This window comes from Streptomyces coacervatus (assembly GCF_029223485.1).
Taxonomy (GTDB): Bacteria; Actinomycetota; Actinomycetes; order Streptomycetales; family Streptomycetaceae; genus Streptomyces; species Streptomyces coacervatus.
The window spans coordinates 14,225-35,890 of sequence record NZ_JARHTP010000021.1 but is presented as its reverse complement, the minus strand read 5'-3'; the positions used below and the strand labels follow the sequence as shown (position 1 = coordinate 35,890).

Genomic DNA, 21,666 nt, shown 5'->3' with positions numbered 1-21,666 from the left:
CGTCCGGCGGACCCCGCAGGGGGAGGGTCGGCGAGTCCTTGGGGTCCCCATCTCACCTACGAAGAGGCTTCGAGGTATCGCCATGCCCAAGACGGCATACGTGCGCACCAAACCGCATCTGAACATCGGCACCATGGGCCACGTCGACCACGGCAAGACCACCCTGACCGCCGCCATCACCAAGGTCCTGGCCGAGCGCGGCACCGGCACGTTCGTGCCCTTCGACCGCATCGACCGCGCCCCGGAGGAGGCCGCCCGCGGCATCACCATCAACATCGCGCACGTCGAGTACGAGACCGACACCCGCCACTACGCGCACGTGGACATGCCGGGCCACGCCGACTACGTCAAGAACATGGTCACCGGCGCCGCGCAGCTCGACGGGGCGATCCTCGTCGTCTCCGCGCTCGACGGGATCATGCCGCAGACCGCCGAACACGTCCTGCTCGCCCGGCAGGTGGGCGTCGACCACATCGTCGTCGCGCTCAACAAGGCCGACGCCGTCGACGACGGCGAGGACACCGTGCTCACCGACCTGGTCGAGCTGGAGGTCCGCGAGCTGCTCACCGCGCAGGGCTACGGCGGCGACTCCGTACCCGTCGTACGGGTCTCGGGGCTGAAGGCCCTGGAGGGCGACCCGCGCTGGACGGCGTCCATCGAGGCGCTGCTCGACGCCGTGGACACGTATGTGCCCATGCCCGAGCGGTACTTGGACGCGCCGTTCCTGATGCCCGTCGAGAACGTGCTCACCATCACCGGTCGCGGGACTGTGGTGACGGGCGCGGTCGAGCGCGGTGTCGTCCGGGTGGGCGACCGGGTCGAAGTGCTCGGCGCCGGTGTCGACTCCGTCGTCACCGGCCTGGAGACCTTCGGCAAGCCCATGGAGGAGGCGCAGGCCGGCGACAACGTGGCGCTGCTGCTGCGCGGTGTCCCGCGGGACGCGGTCCGGCGCGGACACGTCGTGGCGGCGCCCGGCAGCGTGGCGCCGAGCCGCCGCTTCTCCGCGCGCGTGTACGTCCTGTCGACGCGCGAGGGCGGACGCACGACCCCGGTGTCGACCGGCTACCGGCCGCAGTTCTACATCCGCACCGCGGACGTGGTCGGCGACGTCGACCTCGGCCAGGCGGCCGTCGCCCGGCCCGGCGACACCGTGACCATGACGGTCGAGCTCGGCCGCGACGTGCCCCTGGAGCCGGGGCTCGGCTTCGCGATCCGCGAGGGCGGCCGGACGGTCGGCGCGGGCACGGTGACGTCGGTCGGCTGAGCACGCACGGCGCCCGCCTCCTCGGGGGCGGGCGCCGCGCACCCCGCCGTCCGGGCCCGAATGTCAGTGGCGTGCGCAAGACTTGATCGCACACGGAGTCGTGGGTCGGACAGAGGCGGGGGAGACCATGGCGGGCAGGGCGTTGGTGCTGGGCGGCGGGGGCGTCGGCGGGATCGGATGGCTGGCCGGGATGGTGTACGGGCTGTCCGAGGCGGGCGTGGAACTCGGGGACGCCGATGTGGTGTTCGGTACGTCGGCGGGTTCGGCGGTGGCCGCCCAGCTTCTGGCGTTGCGCACACCACAGGAGCTGCCGCGGGAGCTGTACGAACGTCAACTGGCCGACCCCGAGGGCGAGATACCGGCACGCCTGGGCACCGGCGTGATGGCCCGGTTCGTCTGGGCCGCACTCACCTCACGCACCCCCGAGGCGTACGGCCGCAAGGTCGGCCGGATGGCACTCGCCGCCCGGACGCCCACCGAAGCGGCCCGGCGGGCGGCGATCGAAAGCCGGCTCGTGTCACCGCAGTGGCCGGACGGACCTCTGCGGATCGCCGCCGTGGACACGGCCACCGGGACGCTTCGCGTCTTCGACAAGGACAGCGGCGTGCCCCTGGCGGACGCCGTCGCCGCGAGCTGCGCGGTGCCGGGTGTGTGGCCGACCTGGCCCATCGAGGGCCGCCGCTGGACGGACGGCGGTGTGTACTCGCCGGCCAATGCCCATCTGGCGAGCGGATACGAACGCGTCGTCGTCCTGGCTCCCATCGCCTCGGGCGGCGGCCCCCTCGCCTCGCCGGCCGCCCAGGGCGGACGGCTCGCCGAGCAAGGCGCACGGGTCGCGGTCGTGACACCCTCGGAGGCTGCGAAGGACGCGATCGGGCGCAACGCCCTGGACCCCTCGGTCCGGGCGGCCGCGGCACGGGCAGGGCGCGAACAGGCGAAGGACCACGCGGGGGAGGTGGCGCAGGTCTGGGGCGACTGAAACGACGGGCCCGGACCGCCCGCCCGCGCCCCTGCTCCCGGCACAATGGACCCGTGGACGAGCCGATACCCGTGACCCGAGATGTCGATCACGGCACCGCCAAGCTGATGCCCGACGTCGACCGCAAGCGGGCCTGGCTGCTGACGGTCGACGGAGCACCGCAGTCGTATGTGGACCTGGACGAGCCGGCGCATCTGGAGTTCGAGTACGCACGGCGGCTCGGGCACGTCCTGGACATCGTCGCGGAACCGGGCAGCCCGCTGGACGTGCTGCACCTCGGCGGGGGCGCCCTCACCCTGCCCCGGTATCTGGCCGCGACCCGGCCCGGCTCGCGGCAGGACGTCGTCGAGGCGGACCGGGCCCTGCTGGAGCTCGTCGTGGAGCACCTGCCGCTCCCGGACGGCGCCGCCATCACTCTGCACACCGCAGATGCCCGCGCCTGGCTGGAGGCGGCGCCCGCGGACTCGGCGGACGTGCTCGTCGCAGACGTCTTCGGCGGCTCCCGCGTCCCGGCACACCTCACCTCCGTCGCCTACGCCCGCGAGGCCGCCCGGGTGCTGCGTGACGGGGGCGTCTATCTGGCCAACCTCGCCGACGCCGCGCCCTTCGCCTTCCTCCGCTCCCAACTCGCCACCTTCGCCACGGAGTTCGAGGAACTGGTGCTGATCGCCGAACCGGCCGTCCTGCGCGGGCGCCGCTTCGGCAACGCCGTGCTCGTCGCCGCGCACCACCCCGTCGACACGGCTGCCCTCGCCCGGCTCACGGCAGCCGACGCCTTCCCGGCACGGGTCGAGTACGGGCCCGGAATCCACGCCTTCATCGCCGACGCGCGCCCGGTGGCGGACGAGGACGCCGTACCGTCACCCGAGCCCCCCGACGGGACGTTCGGCATCGGCTGAGCCGTCCGGGGCACCGGGCATCGGCAGGAGAGGTCACCAGCCGACATCCCCCGGCGGGACAGCTGCCCGCCAAACCCTTTCCGAGCCGTGCACGTGATCCCGCGAACACCGCACAGATCTGGCCACCCCCGACTACTCGTGGGTAACATTCCTGGCATGAGCGCAGACCAGATGTCCATCGGCGAGATGCTCGCCGCCACCGTGCCGATGGCCCGGACCCTGAACCTCGAGTTCCTGGAGACCACGCCCGAGAAGGCCGTGGTGACCCTGCCGGACCAGAGTGAGTACCACAACCACGTGGGCGGGCCGCACGCCGGCGCGATGTTCACGCTCGGGGAGACCGCGAGCGGGACGATCGTGCTGGCCGCCTTCGGAGATCAGCTCTCGCGGGCCGTGCCGCTCGCCGTGAGCGCCGAGATCGCGTACAAGAAGCTGGCTATGGGACCCGTCACGGCCACCGCGACCCTCGGCCGCCCGGCCGCCGACGTCGTTGCGGAGCTGGACGCAGGGGAGCGCCCCGAGTTCCCGGTGACGATCGAGATCCGGCGCGGTGACGGCGCCGTCACCGGCGAGATGACCGTCGTATGGACGCTGCGGCCCAACGGCTGAGCGGCGCTTGAGCATCGGGCCCGGGGTGTACGTCGTCCCCGGGCCCTCGGTGTGTCACTCGGCTTCGCCTCGCGATGTCTGCAGGTCGGCGGCCCCTGCCGACCTGCATTTCTGCTGGGGGTCCGGGGGGCCGCGGCGAAGCCGCTGATGTCGCCGCCCCGGGAATGGTGCCGTATCAGGCCGCGAGACGCCGCCGCTCGGAGCTGGTCCCGGTGTCGAGTCCGGCCACGAACTCCTTGAGCCAGGCGGTGAATTCGGGGCCGAGGTCGTCGCGGTCGCAGGCCAGGCGGACGACGGTGCGCAGGTAGTCGGCCTTGTCGCCGGTGTCGTAGCGCAGTCCGTCGAAGACGACGCCGTGCACCGTGCCGCCCGTGGCCAGTTCCTGGAGGGCGTCGGTGAGCTGGATCTCGCCGCCGCGGCCGGGCGGGGTGCGCTCCAGGGTGTCGAAGACGGCCGGGTCGAGAATGTAGCGGCCGATGACGGCGTAGCTGCTGGGTGCATCCTCGTGGGACGGCTTCTCGACCAGCCCGGTGACGCGGACCACGTCGTCCTCGCCGGTCGCCTCCACGGCCGCGCAGCCGTAGAGGTGGATCTGCTCCGGCGGGACCTCCATGAGGGCGATGACGCTGCCCGCGTACTGGTCGCGGACGTCGAGCATGCGGCTGAGGAGGGTTTCGCGGGGGTCGATCAGGTCGTCGCCGAGCAGGACGGCGAAGGGCTGGTCGCCGACGTGGCGGCGGGCGCACAGGACGGCATGGCCGAGGCCGAGGGGCTCGCCCTGGCGGATGTGGTGGATGCTGGCCAGCCGGGCGGGGTCGCGTACGGCGTCCAGGCGCACCGCGTCGCCCTTGGCGGCGAGGGCCTGCTCCAGTTCGAAGGCGTTGTCGAAGTGGTCCTCGATGGCGCGCTTGTGGCGGCCGGTGACCATCAGGACGTCGTCGAGTCCGGCCGCGGCGGCCTCCTCGACGACGTACTGGATGGCCGGCTTGTCGACGACCGGCAGCATCTCCTTGGGCGTCGCCTTGGTGGCGGGCAGGAAGCGGGTGCCGAGGCCGGCGGCCGGGACCACCGCCTTGCGGACCGTACGGGCTGAGGTGGTGTGGGGGACGATCATGCGGCTCATGCTGGCGCACGCGGATGAGAGCCCGCCGAGAGAAGCTTGGGATCTCCCTGTGCGTCCGCCCGGCAGTGGAGGTTTCGTGTACCAACCGTCCTGGGGTGCACACAACTCGACGCTCGCCCTACGGTTGTTTCGAATGCGGGTACGGATACCGCCGGTAACTGATCTGAAGTTTCCATGTTTTGAACTTGAGTCGCTCGAACTCCTTGTTGCCTGTGAGTCAATTGTGCGAAAGTGAGCGGCCCAATAGCGGTCAGTATCTGACACCGCATAGGTATGCACCAAACAGGCACCTGCTTTCCGACGGATGCGCATTTCGCGCATTCCGCACGCCGGCCTGCGGCTTGGAAGGAATTGGTTCAGTGCAATCGCCCTACCCCCCACGCCCGCCGTACCCGCCGCGTCCCGGATCGGGGCCCGCCGAGTCCGACCGCAACCTCGTCGCGCAGCTGGGTCCGGGTGCCGCGGGCGCCCGTGCGGGCGCATTGCTGCTGGCCCGGCACTGGCCCGCGACGTACGACTACGCGGTCATCTGCCTTGCCTCCGGGGAGAGTCCGGCGTCCATGGCCGCGGCCGCCGCGTTCCACCGGGTGCTCGGCCGGCCGGGCGGCGGCGCCCTGCGGCCGCAACTCCTCATGGCCGTCCGGGACACGGTCAGGCAGTGGGCCGCGGATGACGGTATTTCCGCTCTTCTGCCGGAACTCCGCAAAACGACCGGCGGGCGCGGACTGCGTGCCGCGCGATCCGCGACGCCCGAAAGGCGGCAAATCGCCGAGCGGGCATTCCAGGCCCTTCCGGGAGCCTCGCAATGCCTGCTCTGGCACTCGGAGGTCGAGGCCGAACCCATAACCGTACCGGCTGGTCTGTTGGGGGTGGACGCGCCCACCGCGTCGGCCGCGCTGGAGCAGGCGCGCGAGCAATTCCGCGTGGGTTGTGTGCGCGCCCACCGGGAACTCGCGCCCGGCAAGGAATGCCGCTTCTACAACCGCCTCCTCGACGTCCCGATACGCCGCGGCGGTGCCCTGCTCCCCGATGTCCAGCAGCACCTGATGGAGTGCCGGTACTGCCGGCACGCCGCCGAACAGCTCAGCCATTTCGAGGGCGGCCTGGAGGTTCTGCTCGCGGAGACCGTGCTCGGCTGGGGCGCCCGGCGCTATCTCGACTCCCGCCCCGGCCGCGGCGGAGACCGGGCGTTCGCGCCCGGGCGCGGCGTACGTCCCGGGGGCGGGCGCCACCGGCCTGCCGCGCCGCGAAGGCACACCAAGGCCGTCGTCGTGGGCGTCGGCCTGACGGCCCTCGCCCTGCTCGCCACGGTCCTCGTCAGCAAGGGCTGGTCCGATGACAACGCTGTCCCCGGCTCCGGCGCCACCTGGGGAGCGCCCAGCAGCAGCACCCTGCATCCGTCGAACCCCGCGGACGACACCTCGGCGGGCTCCCCGTCGCCCGCCTCCGCGGGACGGCCCGTCGAGATCGGACGCGGCAGGCTCCGCAACGCCAAGGCCGGACTCTGTCTCGGCGTCGAGGGCGGCAGGGCCAGGTCCGGCGCCGCGGCCGTACTCGCGGCCTGCTCCTCCGCCGGGTCGCAGCAGTGGTCGTACCAGGACGACGGTCTGCTGCGCAGCGGCGCCGACCCCACCCTGTGCCTCGACGCCGACGCCGACGGCCAGGGCTCGGTGACCCTGGCCGACTGCCTGGTGCACGCGGGCGAGGTGCGCTACGACCTCACGGTGCGCGGGGAGCTCCTGCTGCGCGGCGGCAAGGGACTCCTTGTCGCACCGGGCAGGCGGGCGGACGTCGTCGTCACCCCACGGGACGGCTCCGACGGGCAGCGCTGGATGCTCGAAGTCGACGTCGACGACACCGGCCGCACGGAGAGCAAAGGCGGATCGCAGGACAGCGGCCGCCCCGCGGGCCCCGGCTCTCCCGGTGACGCGTCGAAGCCGCCCGGCGCCCGGGCCCCGGAGCGGAGGAAGCCCGGCGGCGAGCCGCACGAGCAGCCGTACGACGAGCAGTACGAGGAGCGGTTCGCCCAGGTCGACAGCGAAACCCAGCCTTCCGCGCCACCCGCGCCCCTTGATGAACTGCGCACCCTTCCGGCCGACGTGCTGGGCACGGTCACCCATCTCAAGGCCGCCCTGGGCTGATCGGGACCCACGCCGGACATACGAAACATACTGCTCATCCGGGGCCACCTCGCCGGGGTGGCCCCACCTTCGGTTCTTGTCGGCATCAGAGAGTTTCTTGTTCGGTTCATTGACACGAGTCACTGGCGGTCATAGTTTTCCGCCGCGCCCACGGTTCCCTACGGGGTGTCAGGTCGGTCCTGAAGCAGACTGCGTTCAGATGCCGAACGCAGACCGGGCCGCCGGGCGTACCTGCGGTTCACATCGTCGTGCCCGCACACCGAAGGAGTGACGGCCCATGACCGACACTGTCTCCCGGAGATCCGCACTGCGTCTGCTGGGCGGCGCGATCGCCGTCGCCACGGCGGCCACCGGCGGTCTCACGCCCCCCGCGCACGCACTGGACAGACCCGAGGCGGGGGCCGGCTCCCGCGTCGAAGGCCTCATCGGCAAGCTCACCCTCGACGAGAAGATCTCCCTCCTGCACGGCGCCACCGACGCCAAGTCGCTCGGCCAGGCGGGCTATGTCCCCGCCGTCGAGCGCCTCGGCATCCCCCCGCTCCGCCTTGCCGACGGCCCCGCCGGCGTCCGTGTCACCCGGCACGCCACCGCCCTGCCCGCCCCCGTCCTGCTGGCCTCCGCCTTCGATCCGGACCTGGCCCGCCGCTACGGCCAGGTCATCGGACGCGAGGGTCGCGCCCTCGGCCAGGACGTCCTGCTCTCCCCGATGGTCAACCTGATCCGCACCCCGTACGCGGGCCGGAACTTCGAGACCTTCAGCGAGGACCCGCTGCTCGCCTCCGGCATGGTCGCCGCCGAGATCGGGGGCATCCAGGGGCAAGGTCTCATCGCCACCGTCAAGCACTATGCGATGAACAACCAGGAGAAGGACCGCAACTCGATCGATGTGCGGGTCGACGAGCAGACCATGCACGAGATCGAACTGCGCGGCTTCGAAGCAGCCGTCGGCGCCGGGGTCGGCGCGGTGATGGGCGCCTACAACAAGGTCAACGGCACGTTCTCCTGCGAGAACAAGACCCTGCTCACGGACATCCTGCGCGATCGGTGGGGCTTCGACGGCTGGGTGATGACCGACTGGTTCGCCGCGCACAGCACCGTCGCGGCGATCACCGCCGGCCTCGACATGGAGATGCCCGGCGGCACTTATTTCGGTACGGCGCTCAAGTCGGCCGTGCAGAACGGCAGTGTGCCCGAGCGCTACGTCGACCGTTCCGTACGCCGCATTCTCAGCGTCATGGACCGCTTCGGGCTGCTCGACGGCAGCGCACCGCCGCGTCCGGACCGCGACGCACCGGCGGGCGCCGCCGTCGCCCTGGAGGTCGCCAAGGCCGGCGCGACCCTCCTGCGCAACGAGCACCGCACCCTCCCGCTGGCCCCCGGCACCGCCGTCGCGGTGATCGGCCCGACCGGCACCCTGCCCTTCGTCAGCGGCGGCGGCAGCGCGCACGTCGTGCCGGACCACGCCGACAGCCCCCTGGACGCCATCAAGTCCCGTGCGGGGAAGGTCACTTACGCGCTCGGTGAGGATCTGTTCGGCAAGGCGATCCCGGCGGACGCGCTGAGCCCCGCTCTCGACTCAGAGGGCCACGGGGTCGACGCCGGCAAGGTCTGGACGTACGACGGGACGCTCACCGTCCCCGAGGCCGACGAGTGGACCTTCGTCCTGCACTTCTCGTCCGCGCCCACGGCCCGCCCGAAGGTTCTCCTCGACGGCACGGAGCTGTTCCCGCAGGCCGCCGGATACGGCGAGTTCTTCACGGGAGGGCTGGTCTCGGCCGCCCCCGACGGGCTGTCCGTGCGCCGCAAGACCCTCACCCTCGCCAAGGGCGCCCACACGCTGAAGATCACCGCGCAGGGAGGAGCCGACGGTCTGCTGTTCCGGCTGCGGCGCAGCACCGGCGCGACCCGCGCCCAGGACGTCGCCGAGGCCGTCAAGTCCGCCCGCACCGCCCGCGACGTCGTCCTCTTCGCCTACGAGGACGCCACCGAGGGCCAGGACCGCACCACGATCGCCCTCCCCGGCCACCAGCAGCAGCTGATCGAGGCCGTCACCGCGGCCAACCCGCGCACCACGGTCGTCCTCAACACCTCGTCCTCGACATCGATGCCGTGGCTGCGGCACACCGGCGCCGTGCTCCAGATGTACTACCCGGGCCAGGAGGGCGCGGCCGCCACCGCCGCCGTCCTGTTCGGCGAGTGCGACCCCGGCGGCCGCCTCACCCAGTCCTTCCCGGTCGACGACGACCACCACCCGGTCGCCGGCGACCCCCGCCGCTACCCCGGCGTGGACGGCACCGAGGAGTACTCCGAAGGAATCCACGCCGGCTACCGCTGGTACGACGCCGAAGGCGTACGGCCCTTGTTCCCCTTCGGGCACGGACTGTCGTACACCTCCTTCTCGTACGAGGACCTGCGGGCCCGGTGGACGAGAGGCGGCATCGAGGTCTCCTTCACCGTCCGCAACACCGGCCGGCGCGACGGTGTCGATGTGCCGCAGGTGTACGTCGGGCCCTCGCCGGACCTCCGACTCGACCAGGCGGTACGGGTGTTGGGCGGTTACCGGCGGCTGACCCTGCGGGCGGGGGAGCGGCGGCGGATCGCCGTGGAAGTCACCGCACGCACATTGTCCTCATGGGACCTGAAGCATCACGATTGGGTGCTTGGGACCGGCCGACGCACGCTATGGGTCGGTGCGTCCTCGCGTGATCTCCGGTTGCGTACGAGCGTGGAGGTGGGCACGTGATACGGCGCATGGTCATCGGCCTGACGGCCCTCGCGGCGGCGCTCGTCACGCCACTCCCGGCGGCGCAGGCCGCACCGTCGGGCGGCGGCCCGGTCATTCGCACGGACGCGGGTCTCGTCCGCGGCGAAACCACCGCCGAGGGACGGCAGTTCCTCGGTATCCCGTACGCCGAGCCGCCCGTCGGGAAGCTCCGCTGGCGCGAGCCGCACACCGTGCGGCCCTGGCAAGGGGTGCGTTCCGCACAGGACTTCGGCAACAAGTGTGTACAGACGTCGAGTTGGGACCCCGGCTACGACAAGCCCTCCTACACCGAGGACTGTCTCGACCTCAATGTGTATGTCCCCGAAGGCTCCGCCCGGCGGTCGGTCCTGGTCTGGTTCCACGGCGGCGGACTGACCGCCGGCGCAGGTCAGGACGTCGTCCCGGACGCCTTCGCACGGCAGACCGGAACAGTCGTGGTGACCGTCAACTACCGCCTCGGCGCGATGGGTTTCCTCGCCACCTCCGGCCTCGACGGCGAGACGCACGACGGGGTCTCCGGCAACTTCGGCATGCTCGACCAGCAGGCCGCGCTGCGCTGGGTGCGCGCCAACATCGGCCGCTTCGGCGGCGATCCGGGCCGCGTCACCATCGCGGGCGAGTCGGCGGGCGGCCGCTCGGTCTGCACCCAGCTGGCCTCACCGACGGCCAGGGGCCTGTTCCGCGGCGCCATCATCGAGAGCGGCGCCTACGACGACTGCACGGCCCGTACGCACCAGGACGCGGTGGCCCAGGGGTCCGACTTCGCCAAGAAGGTCGGCTGCACGACCGTGGCGTGTCTGCGCGGCAAGTCCGCCCGCGAGATCCTGGAGGCCCAGGGTGACTTCGACTGGAACCCGGTGGTCGGGGGCGCCTTCCTGCCTGTACAGCCCGAACAGGCCGTCGCGAAGGGAACCGCCGCCCGGGTGCCGGTGATCAACGGCTCGAACAAGGACGAGGGGCGGCTGTTCGCGTTCTCCAACTTCGACCTGAACGGCACACCGCTCACCGCCGAGCAGTACCCGGGGGTCATGCGTAACGACTTCGGCGAGCAGGCGCTGCAGCGCTATCCGCTCGCCGACCACCCGACGCCGACCATCGCGTACGCCACCGCACTGGGCGACGTGCTGTTCAGCTGCCCGGCACTGCGGCTCGACGGTCTGCTCGCCACCCGCGGCCCGGTCTACTCGTACGAGTTCGCCGACCGCACTTCTCCGCCCTTCGCCTCTCTCCGCAACCTGCACACGGACTTCGACTTCGGCGCGACGCACGTGAATGAGATCCAGTACCTCTTCAAGCACTTCGGTCTGGAGTCCCCGTTCAACGCCGAGCAGAAGGCGCTGTCCCGGCAGCTGGTCCAGTACTGGGGATCCTTCGTACGGGACGGTGTGCCGCGGGCGGCGGGGCAGCCCACGATGCCCGCCGGTCCGGGCGTGATCCTCTCCCTGAAGACCGCGTCCAAGGGCGGGAACACCTTGAGTACCTCCGTGCACCAGGAACACCAGTGCGATCTCTGGGACGGTCTCTCCGGCGGCTGACCCGGTAGGCTTCCCGGCGTGCGCCCCCGTGCGGCGCACGCCGGGAACGCAGTAAACAAAGGGTTACGAATCGGGAGGAACCGGCGTTGCACGTCCAGGAGTGGCTCGACACAGTGCCCGCGGCAGCCGTCTACGCCGTGGTGGCACTGGTCATCGGTCTGGAGAGCCTGGGCGTCCCGCTGCCGGGCGAGATCGTCCTGGTCTCGGCGGCCCTGATGTCCTCCCAGCACTCCGGCATCAACCCGATCGTGCTCGGCGCCTGCGCAACCGCCGGTGCCGTCGTCGGCGACTCCATCGGCTACGCGATCGGCCGCAAGGGCGGACGCCCGCTGCTCGCCTGGCTGGGCCGCAAGTTCCCGCGACACTTCAGCGAGGGCCACGTCGCCACCGCCGAGCGGTCCTTCGAGAAGTGGGGCATGTGGGCGGTCTTCTTCGGCCGCTTCATCGCCCTGCTGCGCATCTTCGCCGGCCCGCTCGCGGGCGTGCTCCACATGCCGTACTGGAAGTTCCTGACCGCCAACGTCCTCGGCGGCATCTGCTGGGCGGGCGGCACCACGGCGGTCATCTACTACGTGGGCGTCGTCGCCGAGGACTGGCTGAAGAGGTTCTCGTACCTGGGCCTGGTGGCGGCGGTGCTCGTCGGTCTGACGTCGATGCTGATCATCAAGCGCAAGGCGAAGGCCGCTTCGCGGGAGGCCGCAGTGGAGACCGTGGGGGCTTCGGAGTGACTTCGGGTGCGGGTTGCTTGTGGCTGGTCGCGCAGTTCCCCGCGCCCCTTTAAGGCGTTGCCCTATTCGTGGAGTTCGCTGTGCGCCTTGGCGAGATCTGCGTAGAGGGTGCCGTTCAGCGTCACCCCCTGCCGCTCCTCCTCCGTAAGTTCCCGCCTCACCTTCGCCGGCACCCCCGCCACCAGCGACCCCGGCGGCACCTGCATCCCCTGCGGTACCAGGGCCTGCGCGGCGACGAGCGATCCCGCCCCGATCACCGCGCCATTCAGCACCGTCGCCCCCATCCCGATCAGACAGTCGTCCCCGACGGTCGCCCCATGCACCACCGCGTTGTGCCCCACCGACACCCTCTCACCGATGCTGACGGGGAACCCCGGGTCGGCATGGAGCGTGCAGTTGTCCTGGATATTGGCCTGAGCCCCCACGGAGATCCGCTCGACGTCCCCCCGCAGCACCGCCCCGTACCAGACGCTCGCCCCGGCCTCCAGCGTCACATCCCCGATCACGGACGCCGTCGGCGCCACGAAGGACTCCTCGTCGATCTTCGGATTCCGACCGCCGATACCCGTGATCAACGCCTTGTGTGTCATGGCCCTCTCCTCGTCGCCGGTACAAGACGCACCGTAGGCGATGAAGTGCCTGGAGAGCGCGGCGGGGCGGGCTTCACCCGTCGTGGGTGAAGCACCGTGGCCGGGCCCGGGAGAGGGTGATCGACCGACAGGCTTTCGTGGTCCGAGGGAGCACGGCCATGGCGTTCCCTGGCCTGGCCCGAGAACTGGCGGGCCGCATCGGCCGGCAGCTGGTGAGCGTGGGGTTTGTGGACATGGCGACCCGGCTGGCTGCGCAGGCCTTCCTGACCGCGCTGCCGCTGCTCTTCGTGATCGCCTCCTTTTCCCCGCAAGCAGTCCGGGACGAGTTCCGGCGGACGCTGCGGATGCTGCTCGGCACCTCGGGTCCGGTTCTCGCCCAGGTCGACGAGGTCTGTGCGGGCGGTGACCGGGCGTGGGAGACCTGGGGTGCCGTCGGTCTCCTGGTGGCGCTGGTGTCGGCCACGGCCTTCAGCCGGGCCCTGCAGAGGCTGTGCGAGCGTGCCTGGCATCTGCCCCGCTCGGGGCTGCGCAGCGTGGTCTGGCGCTGGGGTGCCTGGCTGGTCGTGTGGGTCACCGCTGCTCCAGGGGACGCTGCGCGACGGCTTCGGAGTGGGGCCCGTGCTGGGCGTGCCGCTCCAGTCGGTCGTTTCGTGTCTGCTGTGGTGGTGGACGCAGCATCTGCTGCTGGTCGGGCGAGTGGGCTGGCTGCCCCTGCTGCCCGGCGCCCTGCTCACCGGCTTCGGTGTCGTCCTGCTCTCGGCCGTCTCCGGGCTCTGGCTGCCGCATTCCCTGCGGCTGAGCGTCGAGCGGTACGGTCCCCTTGGCTCCGTCTTCACCCTGCTGTCCTGGCTGATTCTGTTCTTCTCGACCGTGGTCGTGGGCATTGCGGTGGGATACGTGATTGCCCATTACGGCCCGATCGGGCGCAGGCTGGGCCTTGCGCCGCCGGGCTGAGACTGTGTCGACCTGTGAGGCGAGGCCGCGGCGGACGGCCGTCGGCGGACGGCCTCGTTCCCCTTACGGGGGTGAGGCGCCCCGGCGGGCCGTGGACGAGCTTGGCGTCATGCAGTCCACTTCGCCGCAACAACGGTGGCCGGCCCGAGCGTCGCTGGCGGCTGCGGCGGCGTCGGTCCTCGTCCTGGCCGTCTTCGCCGGACTGAAGACCTTCGCCCTCGTCGGCGTCGGCCTGGCCGGCACGGCGATCACCGCCGCAGCCATCTGGTGGGTACTGACCAGGCGACGTGCGGCGCGCGTGCCGGCCCTCCTGCTGGCGGTGGCCGCACCCGTGTCGGTCCTGGTGCTGTACGCCGGCGCCCATCTGGCCTGGGTAGTCGCCCTGGCCGCCGCGCTGTGGCTGCTGGCGGTCGGCGCGGGACGGCGCGCCCTCGGCCGGGCCGAGACCACTGTCGCCATGCCGGAGGTTCCGGCGTCTCCGGTCCGCCACGCCGTCCTGATCACGAACCCTCGGTCGGGCGGCGGAAAGGTGGAGCGCTTCGGGCTGCGGGAGAAGGCCGCGGCCGAGGGCGCCGATCTGCTCGGCGTCGCCGGCGGCGACGGCACCCAGGCACTGGTCGCCGAGGTCGCCGCCTCGCTCGGTCTGCCCTTCCTGGTGATCCCGGCCGGCACCCGCAACCACTTCGCCCTCGACCTGGGCCTGGACCGCGACGACCCGTCCAAGGCGCTGGACGCGCTCACCGACGGCGTGGAGCTACGGGTCGACCTCGGCCGGGCGGGCGGCCGCACCTTCGTCAACAACGTGTCCTTCGGCGCCTACGCCGAGGTGGTGCAGAGCCCGGCCTACCGCGACGGCAAGACGCGCACCATCCTGGAGCTCCTGCCGGACCTGCTGCTGGGGCACAAGGGCGCGCGGCTGACCGCCCGCGCGGGGCAGACGACGTTCACCGAGCTGCAGGCCCTGCTGGTCAGCAACAACCCCTACGGAACGGGCGACATCGCGGGCCTCGGCCGCCGGGCCCGCCTGGACGGCGGCCAGTTGGGCGCCGTCGGCATCGATGTGTCCAGTGCCGCGCAGGCCGCAGGGCTGCTGCGGGGCGGACGCGCCCCCGGGCTGACCCGGGCGACCGCGACCCGCGTGGTGGTCGACGCCGACCGGCCGTCGATACCGGCCGGCGTCGACGGCGAGGCGCTGACGCTGCCCGTGCCCGCGTGCTGCGAGTTACGGCCGCGGGCGCTGCGGGTGCTGGTGCCGCGCCGGCGCCCGGGAATGCGCCGGGCGCTGCCCCCGCTGGACTGGCGCAGGCTCGCCCGGCTGGGTCTGCCTCACCGCGGTGCGCCGTAGACCTTGTGGGCCTGGGCGTGGCCGTAGGAGGTCAGGGACCAGATGATCAGCACGTCGAGCGCGATGATGATCACCGACCACACCCGGGTAGTACGGCGTGAAGAAGAAGTTCTCCAGCGCGCTGAGCCCGGCGACCGTGATCCCCACGATGCGCGCCCACGTCCTGCCGCTGAAGAGGGTGAAGGCCGCGGCCAGGACGACGACGCCGGAGATCAGGTGGAACCAGCCCCAGGAGTGGACGTTGTAGTCGTACGGATAGTCCTGCACCCGGGTGTAGAACTGGTCGTCGATGATCGCCGCCGTGCCGACCACCGTCTGGTACAGGCCGACGATGAACATCACGCACACGGCGACCACGACCCCGCCGACCATCAGCGGTTTGATGCGCGGCTCCGGTGCGGGCGTACCGGTCCGGTCCTGCCCGGCCGATGTCTGCTCCGCCATGTCGGACACCTCCTCCTCGGGAGCCAGGAGCATCCCGCGGGCGTGGCGGTGGGGGTTCACCCGCGCTGGATGACCCCGGGCGGGGCCCTCGCCGCGTCCGCCGCCGCTGTCACCCCGGCTGTGTGATGTGCGGGGCTCGCTGCCCGGGAGAATGAGGAAAGCCCCAGTCCCCGGCCCGCGGCAGCGGAGGTGACCCCATGGGTACGGCGCAGGAACGCCCGGGACCTGAGCGGGGTGAGGCGCGCAGCGCCGGCGGCGACTTCGAGATCCGGATCAAGGGCCGGGTCGGACAGGCGTTCCGCACGGCCTTCGACGAACTCACGGTCACGGTCAACCCGCCGGAGACGATCCTGCACGGCGCGGGGCTCGACCAGGCGGCCCTGTACGGGATTCTGGACCGCATCCAGGCCCTCGGACTCGAATTGGTCGAGGTGCGGCGGCTGCCCGGCGGACGAGGCGGCGCCGACTCCGCTTCGGGTGAACGGACGTAGACACTTACCCCTGACATTTTCCGATTCCTTGGCGGAAAGTCCGTAAGGCCCCTTCCGGTACCGGCGTCCGGCCCACACCGTTGGTGTGTACCGCCTACCGCGGAGGAGGTGAGGGACATGCCTGCGGTGCTGGACAGCGAACGGGGGCGGAAGGAGGCGGCATTCCGGCGGACGGACGCCCGGCGGGTGTCCGTGCTGCACGGGCGGTTGCGTGCCCTCGGTTCGGATGCGCCCGGTGTGGACACGGTGGTGGCGACCTGTCTGGTGTGGGTGGCCGACACATTGGTGGACATCGCGGGCGCCGTGGGCGACCCGCGCAGTGCGGGTGCGCTGGTGGACGAGGCGTCAGCCGTGCTGGCCGCCCTGCCCCAGAACGGCCGGGGCCGCCAGGACCCCGTGACACCGGCCGGCATCCTGACGGAACGTGAGCACGCCGTCCTTGTGAGGCTCCAGGAGGATGTGCCGCTGCGCCAGATCGGCTCGGAGCTCTTCATCTCGCACAACACGGTGAAGAGCCATGCGCGCGCTGTGTACCGCAAGCTCGGAGTCTCCTCGCGCACTGAAGCCCTCGACCGGGCGAGGCAGTTGCGGCTCCTGTGACCCACGGAGCCCGGCAGGAGACCCCTGAGAGCAGTCAGAGCAGTCAGAGCAGTTCGAGTTCGCGAGCTCGCCGTACCGCGGCCGACCGCCGGGTCACGGCGAGCTTCCGGTAGACGCTCTTGAGGTGCGTCTTGACCGTGTTGACCGACAGGTAGAGCTCCTCGGCGATCTCCTCCGTCGTCATCATCTGCGCCAGCCGCCGCAGCACGTCCTGCTCCCGGGCGCTGAGCGGGTCCACGGGCGGCCGGTCGTCGTCCTGCCGACCGGTCGTGACGGCGGCGCGGCCGTCGGCCCGTGGCAGCCGCAGCGCGTGGGCGCGGATCGCCCCGAGTGAGGCGGCGCACGCTTCCCGTACGGGCCGGCGCAGACTCTCGGTGAGCCAGTCGGCGGCGTCGGGGACGACCTCGGCCGGCGGCGTCCCGCTCTCCACCGCGCCGACGAGCCGGGCGACAAGGGAGCCGATGCCCGCCACGAACGGGTCGGGCGCGGTGCGCAACGCGGCCTGGGCGCGGGCGAGTTCACAACGCGCCTGGGACGGCTCGAGCCGGGCCGTGCCGACCCAGGCCCGTACGACGTGCAGCGCCGCCCCCGACGGATCCCCCGGCGTACAGGCCGGCAGGGGCGGCCGCTGGGCCTGCCCGGCGAGTTCGTCCGCGGCCCGGAAGCGCCCGCGCAGTACTTCGAGCAGCGCCAGTTCGGTGAGGCAGTCCCGGCGCAGCATGCCGTTGGCGGCGGCGCCCGCGGCCTTCAGCCCGGCGGTCAGCGAGGCCTCGGCCGCCTTGAGGCCGCCCTCCCGCAGTTCGGCGCGGCCGCGGATGGACAGGGCGAGCGCCCGCAGTTCGGGGCGGTCCGCCAGCAGGGCGCGCGGCATCTGGGCGAAGAGGCGCCCGGTGTCGGCCGCCGCGGCCCGTGCCGCCTGCGGATCACGGCACCGGTCCCGGGCCATGCGGACGACCGCGTGGGACAGCCGGCACCGCGCGATCCGGTCGGCCTCCTCCCGGGGCAGCTCCCCGACCAGACGGTCGGCGAGCTCCAGGGCAGCAGCGCACACCGGTTCCTCGCCCCGGCGCAGGGCCGCCGCCGCGGCGACGAGTGCGGTCTCCGGGTCGGGCGAATGCGGGGGCAGCCCCCGGACGTCGGCGGGTGTCAGCCCCACCAGTTCGCCGGGCAGGTGGGCGTCGGTGAGGGCGAGGACCTGTCCGATCGCCAGCTGATGCACGACCAGACGGCTGGCGTAGCACCAGTCACCCGCGGTGATCGCATGCCGTACCGCCTCCGCGAGGAGGCCGTGCTCGCCCAGCCAGGCGGCAGCGCGGCCGTGCAGACCGGGCAGCAGGCCCGGCGCCTCGTGACGCAGGCGTACCCGCAGCACGTCGGCGAACATCCGGTGGCAGCGGTACCAGCCGTTGCCGGCGTACTGGAGGAAGGAGTTCTGCCGGACGAGGGCCGCGAACTGCGCCCCGGCCTCCTTGCCCGCGAGCTCGGTGGCCAGTTCGGCGTTGAGGTGTTCCAGGACGCTGGTCGTCAGCAGCAGCCTGCGCATGGCCGGGCTCTGTCCGTCGAGGACCTCCTCGACGAGGTAGCTGACGACCGCCTCGTCATCGCCTGCGAACTGCCCCACGAACTGCTCCGGTTGGGGGTGTTCCTCCATGGACATGGCCGCCAGCCGCAGGCCCGCCGCCCAGCCGTCCGCCCGTTTCCGCAGTGTGCTCACCACCTGCCGGGGCACCTCGACGCCGTGCTGGGCCAGCAGGGCGGCCGTCTCCCGGTCGTCGAAGGCGAGGTCGGCGGTGCGCACCTCGGCGAGCTCACCGGCCAGCCGGTGGCGGTGCAGGTGCAGCGGCGGGTCCCGGCGCGAGACCACGACCACGCGCAGCACCGGGGCCGCGTGCCGGAGCAGACAGACCATTCCCTCCGCGACCGGCGAGCCGGTCTCCGGCTGGAAGTCGTCCAGCACGAGCACGACGGGATCCTCGCGGGCGGCGAGCCCGGCGGCGAGCGCTGCCACGAGCAGAGGCCATTCGGCCGCGGATGCGGGAGCAGAGGCCGAGGCTGGGGCGGAAGCGAGAGACGGAGGAGAGGCCGCACAGGCGGCGGAGGCGGCGGTCCGTGGGCGGGGTACGCCCGACAGCAGTGGCAGATCCACACCCGCCTCGCGCAGGGCCGCCCGCACCCGGGCCCAGAAGACGTCGGGCAGTTCTCCCGCACCGTCACAGGTGACCCAGGCCACCGGGCCCGGCGCGTCCCGGGTGTGCGCCCATTCCACGACGAGTGCCGACTTCCCGGCACCCACGGGGCCCACCACCACGGTCAAAGGCCCCAGCACCCCACGGGAGAGACGGTCCGTCAACCGGGGCCGGGGGACGAGCCACGTCGGCAGGGGAGGCACACCGACCCGGGGCGGGAGGGCGGTCGCCGGGGAGATGACATGCGTTCCCGGCGGCCGCTGCCGCTTGCTCCACTCGTCCATCGTCGCCACCTCGGTCTCGGAGCTGGCTGGTGCACGTCAGACGAGTGTGGTCCCACCCGGGCGGGGGCCCAGGACGAATGCCCCATCTCACCCGGGTGAACTTGGTACAACGGTCAGTTGTTCATCCTTGGAGCGCGGAGACCAGCTCCTCCTCCCGCTCCTTGGTCAGCGAGGTGCGCAGCACGGTGGGCTGGAACGGGCGCAGCGCCTCCCGGACCCGGTCGGGCGTGGAACGCCGTACGAGCGCGAAGACCGCGGCCCGGCCGGGCTCCAGCGTGCCGGCGATCTCCTTGATGAACGCGTCGTTGATGCCGACGTCGGTGAGTTTTCCCGCGACCGCCCCGGTGGCGGCACCGACCGCAGCCCCGAACACCGGCATCAGGAAGAGCAGGCCGAACAGTGTCCCCCACAGGGCACCGCCGGCGGCACCGGTCGCGGTCGGGCTGTAGGACTGGCGGACATGGATCTTGCCGTCCGGGGTCCGCCAGGCGAGCGCCCCGTCCTCCAGGTCCAGCAGTTCCTGCTTGGACAGCTCCTGCGAGAGGCGCATCACGGCCTCGGCCTTGTCCTTGTCGGAGAAGCCGAGCACGACGAGTTCGGTCATCAGGACCTCCTGGTGTGCGGGCCGGACCCCCGGCCCTCATGGCTGTGTTCCTCGGTGGCGTCGTCGAGCCGTGCCATGGCATCGGCGAGCTCTGCGACCACCGCTTCGAGAACCTCCTCCGTGAGGAAGCCCTCGGCCACGGGCACTCCGCCGGACTCGCGGATCGCCGCTCGCAGATCCCTGGCCCAGGTGTGCTCCAGCAGCACGAACCCGGCCGCGGTGCCGGGCTCCAGCTCCCGTGCGATGTCCCGGATCTGGTCCAGGGCGAGCCCGAAGGCGTTGCCCTCGGACAGGGACGGGAACGTCGCCGCTGCCTTCCTGACGACCCGGCGCGGAATGCCGAGCAGCGCGGCAACGGTGTCTCCCATGCCCTCCGCCTGGTAGTCGGCGGTGACGAGGTCGCCGCTCGGCTCCTTCTGCACGAAGAGCAGGTCGAGGACGCGGATTTCGCCGCTGCGCTCCAGCGCCCAGAGCTCGTCCACGATCCTTCCCTCGAACTTCGCGTCGGGTCCGAACCCGACCGTCAGCAGTTGTACCGGCCCGATCCCGGTCATGGCCGCTCCCTTCGACGTGATGGCGAGGCGGTCTCCATCCAGCCGATCCCGCGGCCCCTCCGCGTCACCCGCCGAAGGTGAGGGCCGGCCAACGCGGCGGGCGCGACCGTGGGCGTGGAGGTACGAGACCCATGAACCAGGACCAGGACCAGGCAGCCCAGGCAGCCCAGCGGAACACGCCGTCGGCCGCCGACGACGAGAGCGAACTGCAGCGTCTGCGCGCCGAACTCGCCGAGCTGCGGGCCCGGATCGGCGGTGAGCAGCGGCGCCGGTCCCGGCTGCTGGTCGTGCGGCGCGTGGTTGCCGCGCTGCTGGTCGCGCTCGTCGCGGTCCTCGCTGTCACGTCGGTCGTGGGGGTGTGGGGCGCGCGGACGACCCTGAACACCGGCCGCTGGGTCGCGACGGTCGGACCGCTGCCGAAGAACCCGGCCGTGAACGCGGCCGTCTCCACGTATCTGACGGACCAGATCTTCGACCAACTGAACGTGCAGCAACGGCTGTCCGAGGCACTGCCGCCACGGGCGTCCTTCCTTGCCGCACCCGTGACGGGCGCGGTGCACGACTACATGAAGGACACGGTCTCCAAGCTGATCAGGACAGAGCAGTTCCAGGCCCTGTGGCGGGCCACGAACCGCTCCGCCCACGCCCGCATCGTCGCCGTACTGGAGAAGCGCAACGAGAACGTGCGCGTCGGCGGCGAAACGGTGACCCTGAACCTGCTGCCGATGGTCAACAACGCCCTCAACGCACTGGAGGACGGACTCCCCACCCTGTTCGGCAAGAAGCCGGACCTGCCCGAGCTCTCCTCGGGGCAGCTCCCACCCGGTCTGCACGACCGGATCGAAAAAGCCCTCGGTGTCAACCTCCCCGACGACTTCGCCCAGGTCAGGCTCTACAACCGGCAGGAACTCGGCCAACTCCAGGACGCCGTCGTCCTGTTCAAGCGCGGTCTGGTGGGCCTGCTGATCGGCACGGTCCTGCTGCTCGCCCTCGCGCTGTGGATCTCGCCCGACCGCCGCCGGAGCGTGCTGCAGCTCGGGCTCTGGCTCGTGGTGTGCACGGTCGTGCTGTCCAGTGTGCTGCGCGCCGTGCGGGACCAGATCCTCGGTCAGGTACCGGACGGCGTCTACCGGGACGGCGTACGCGCCGTGCTCTGGACGGTGTTCACCACCCTGCGCGAACGGGGCGACCAACTCCTCGTCGTGGGCGTGGCCACAGCCGTCGTGGCGTATCTCGTCGGCCCCGGACGGCTGCCCGTCGGCCTGCGGCGCTACAGCATGCAGGGCGCCCGGGCCACGGGCCGCTTCGCCGCGAACACCGGCAGGCGCCTCACCCGGGAGACCGATGTCTCGGCGTGGATCCGGGACCACGCCGATGTGCTGCGCGTCTGCGGGATCGCGGCCGCCGCGCTCTGTGCCCTCCTGCTGTCCTCGTGGACGGGCCTGCTCGTCGTCGCGCTTGTCCTCGCCGCATACGAGGTGACGGTCACCCTTCTCGCGCGCGGCGCCCCCTCACCCGCGGCAGGTGAGGCACCCGCGAAGAGCCCCCAACAGACTGACACCGCCCGGTAGA

Annotated in this window: 18 protein-coding genes and 1 pseudogene; 13 read left to right on the top strand and 6 right to left on the bottom strand. The window is 71.8% G+C overall.

Going from position 1 to position 21,666, the window contains the following annotated elements; genetic code table 11:
• Positions 1 to 82 precede the first annotated feature (82 nt).
• From tuf to P2Q00_RS39875, 4 genes are all read left to right on the top strand, one after another.
• Complete coding sequence (gene tuf, locus P2Q00_RS39890) at positions 83 to 1,264, top strand: elongation factor Tu (protein ID WP_275779339.1); 1,182 nt, start codon at positions 83 to 85, stop codon at positions 1,262 to 1,264.
• Positions 1,265 to 1,391: 127 nt separating this feature from the next.
• Positions 1,392 to 2,243 carry a patatin-like phospholipase family protein gene (locus P2Q00_RS39885; protein WP_275779583.1) on the top strand — a complete coding sequence of 284 codons (852 nt, stop codon included), beginning with the start codon at positions 1,392 to 1,394 and terminating at the stop codon, positions 2,241 to 2,243.
• Positions 2,244 to 2,296: 53 nt separating this feature from the next.
• Positions 2,297 to 3,142, top strand: a complete 846-nt coding sequence (locus P2Q00_RS39880; RefSeq protein WP_275779337.1) for a spermidine synthase — start codon at positions 2,297 to 2,299, stop codon at positions 3,140 to 3,142.
• A 171-nt stretch (positions 3,143 to 3,313) separates the two neighbouring features.
• A complete protein-coding gene (locus P2Q00_RS39875; RefSeq protein WP_275779581.1) occupies positions 3,314 to 3,751 on the top strand; it encodes a DUF4442 domain-containing protein in 438 nt (145 codons plus the stop codon).
• Between the two features lie 175 nt (positions 3,752 to 3,926).
• Here the strand turns inward: P2Q00_RS39875 and galU are convergent, their stop codons facing one another.
• Positions 3,927 to 4,865, bottom strand: coding sequence for a UTP--glucose-1-phosphate uridylyltransferase GalU (gene galU / locus P2Q00_RS39870; protein WP_275779335.1), 939 nt, complete (start codon positions 4,863 to 4,865; stop codon positions 3,927 to 3,929).
• A 368-nt stretch (positions 4,866 to 5,233) separates the two neighbouring features.
• On the opposite strand from galU, the gene P2Q00_RS39865 reads away from it, so the two are divergent.
• The 4 genes from P2Q00_RS39865 to P2Q00_RS39850 all read left to right on the top strand — a co-directional run bounded on the left by P2Q00_RS39865 (position 5,234) and on the right by P2Q00_RS39850 (position 12,042).
• Positions 5,234 to 7,015 (top strand): ricin-type beta-trefoil lectin domain protein, encoded by a 1,782-nt coding sequence (locus P2Q00_RS39865; RefSeq protein ID WP_275779333.1) that lies wholly within the window; start codon positions 5,234 to 5,236, stop codon positions 7,013 to 7,015.
• A gap of 277 nt (positions 7,016 to 7,292) precedes the next feature.
• Positions 7,293 to 9,758: a beta-glucosidase family protein gene (locus P2Q00_RS39860; RefSeq protein WP_275779332.1), complete on the top strand. Its 2,466-nt coding sequence runs from the start codon at positions 7,293 to 7,295 to the stop codon at positions 9,756 to 9,758.
• On the top strand, positions 9,755 to 11,314 hold the full coding sequence (locus P2Q00_RS39855; RefSeq protein ID WP_275779331.1) for a carboxylesterase/lipase family protein: 1,560 nt from the start codon (positions 9,755 to 9,757) through the stop codon (positions 11,312 to 11,314). Before P2Q00_RS39860 ends, P2Q00_RS39855 begins: the two co-directional genes overlap by 4 nt.
• A gap of 86 nt (positions 11,315 to 11,400) precedes the next feature.
• The gene (locus tag P2Q00_RS39850; RefSeq protein WP_275779329.1) at positions 11,401 to 12,042 is read left to right on the top strand and encodes a DedA family protein; all 642 of its coding nucleotides are present in this window, start codon (positions 11,401 to 11,403) and stop codon (positions 12,040 to 12,042) included.
• Positions 12,043 to 12,104: 62 nt separating this feature from the next.
• Here the strand turns inward: P2Q00_RS39850 and P2Q00_RS39845 are convergent, their stop codons facing one another.
• Complete coding sequence (locus P2Q00_RS39845; RefSeq protein ID WP_275779327.1) at positions 12,105 to 12,632, bottom strand: gamma carbonic anhydrase family protein; 528 nt, start codon at positions 12,630 to 12,632, stop codon at positions 12,105 to 12,107.
• A 549-nt stretch (positions 12,633 to 13,181) separates the two neighbouring features.
• Between P2Q00_RS39845 and P2Q00_RS39840 the strand changes: the two genes are divergently transcribed.
• A complete protein-coding gene (locus P2Q00_RS39840) occupies positions 13,182 to 13,586 on the top strand; it encodes a hypothetical protein (RefSeq protein WP_275779325.1) in 405 nt (134 codons plus the stop codon).
• A 109-nt stretch (positions 13,587 to 13,695) separates the two neighbouring features.
• Entirely contained in the window at positions 13,696 to 14,931 is a 1,236-nt protein-coding gene (locus P2Q00_RS39835; RefSeq protein WP_275779323.1) for a diacylglycerol/lipid kinase family protein, read from the top strand.
• A gap of 144 nt (positions 14,932 to 15,075) precedes the next feature.
• On the opposite strand, the pseudogene P2Q00_RS51200 reads toward P2Q00_RS39835, so the two are convergent.
• A pseudogene (locus tag P2Q00_RS51200) lies at positions 15,076 to 15,270 on the bottom strand (DUF7144 family membrane protein); the annotation flags it as partial.
• A gap of 302 nt (positions 15,271 to 15,572) precedes the next feature.
• Between P2Q00_RS51200 and P2Q00_RS39830 the strand changes: the two are divergent.
• Together P2Q00_RS39830 and P2Q00_RS39825 are read left to right on the top strand one after the other, a co-directional pair.
• A complete protein-coding gene (locus P2Q00_RS39830) occupies positions 15,573 to 15,866 on the top strand; it encodes a DUF8691 family protein (RefSeq protein WP_275779321.1) in 294 nt (97 codons plus the stop codon).
• A gap of 117 nt (positions 15,867 to 15,983) precedes the next feature.
• Positions 15,984 to 16,466, top strand: coding sequence for a response regulator transcription factor (locus P2Q00_RS39825; RefSeq protein WP_275779320.1), 483 nt, complete (start codon positions 15,984 to 15,986; stop codon positions 16,464 to 16,466).
• Positions 16,467 to 16,509: 43 nt separating this feature from the next.
• Here P2Q00_RS39825 and P2Q00_RS39820 read toward each other — a convergent pair whose 3' ends face one another.
• The 3 genes from P2Q00_RS39820 to P2Q00_RS39810 form a co-directional block, all read right to left on the bottom strand.
• Positions 16,510 to 18,936 (bottom strand): winged helix-turn-helix domain-containing protein, encoded by a 2,427-nt coding sequence (locus P2Q00_RS39820; protein ID WP_275779318.1) that lies wholly within the window; start codon positions 18,934 to 18,936, stop codon positions 16,510 to 16,512.
• Between the two features lie 121 nt (positions 18,937 to 19,057).
• Complete coding sequence (locus P2Q00_RS39815; protein ID WP_275779316.1) at positions 19,058 to 19,540, bottom strand: DUF1269 domain-containing protein; 483 nt, start codon at positions 19,538 to 19,540, stop codon at positions 19,058 to 19,060.
• Positions 19,540 to 20,094 (bottom strand): DUF1269 domain-containing protein, encoded by a 555-nt coding sequence (locus tag P2Q00_RS39810; RefSeq protein ID WP_275779315.1) that lies wholly within the window; start codon positions 20,092 to 20,094, stop codon positions 19,540 to 19,542. The genes P2Q00_RS39815 and P2Q00_RS39810 overlap by 1 nt, the downstream gene beginning before the upstream one ends.
• Positions 20,095 to 20,225: 131 nt before the next feature.
• On the opposite strand from P2Q00_RS39810, the gene P2Q00_RS39805 reads away from it, so the two are divergent.
• Complete coding sequence (locus P2Q00_RS39805; RefSeq protein WP_275779313.1) at positions 20,226 to 21,665, top strand: hypothetical protein; 1,440 nt, start codon at positions 20,226 to 20,228, stop codon at positions 21,663 to 21,665.
• Position 21,666 lies beyond the last annotated feature (1 nt).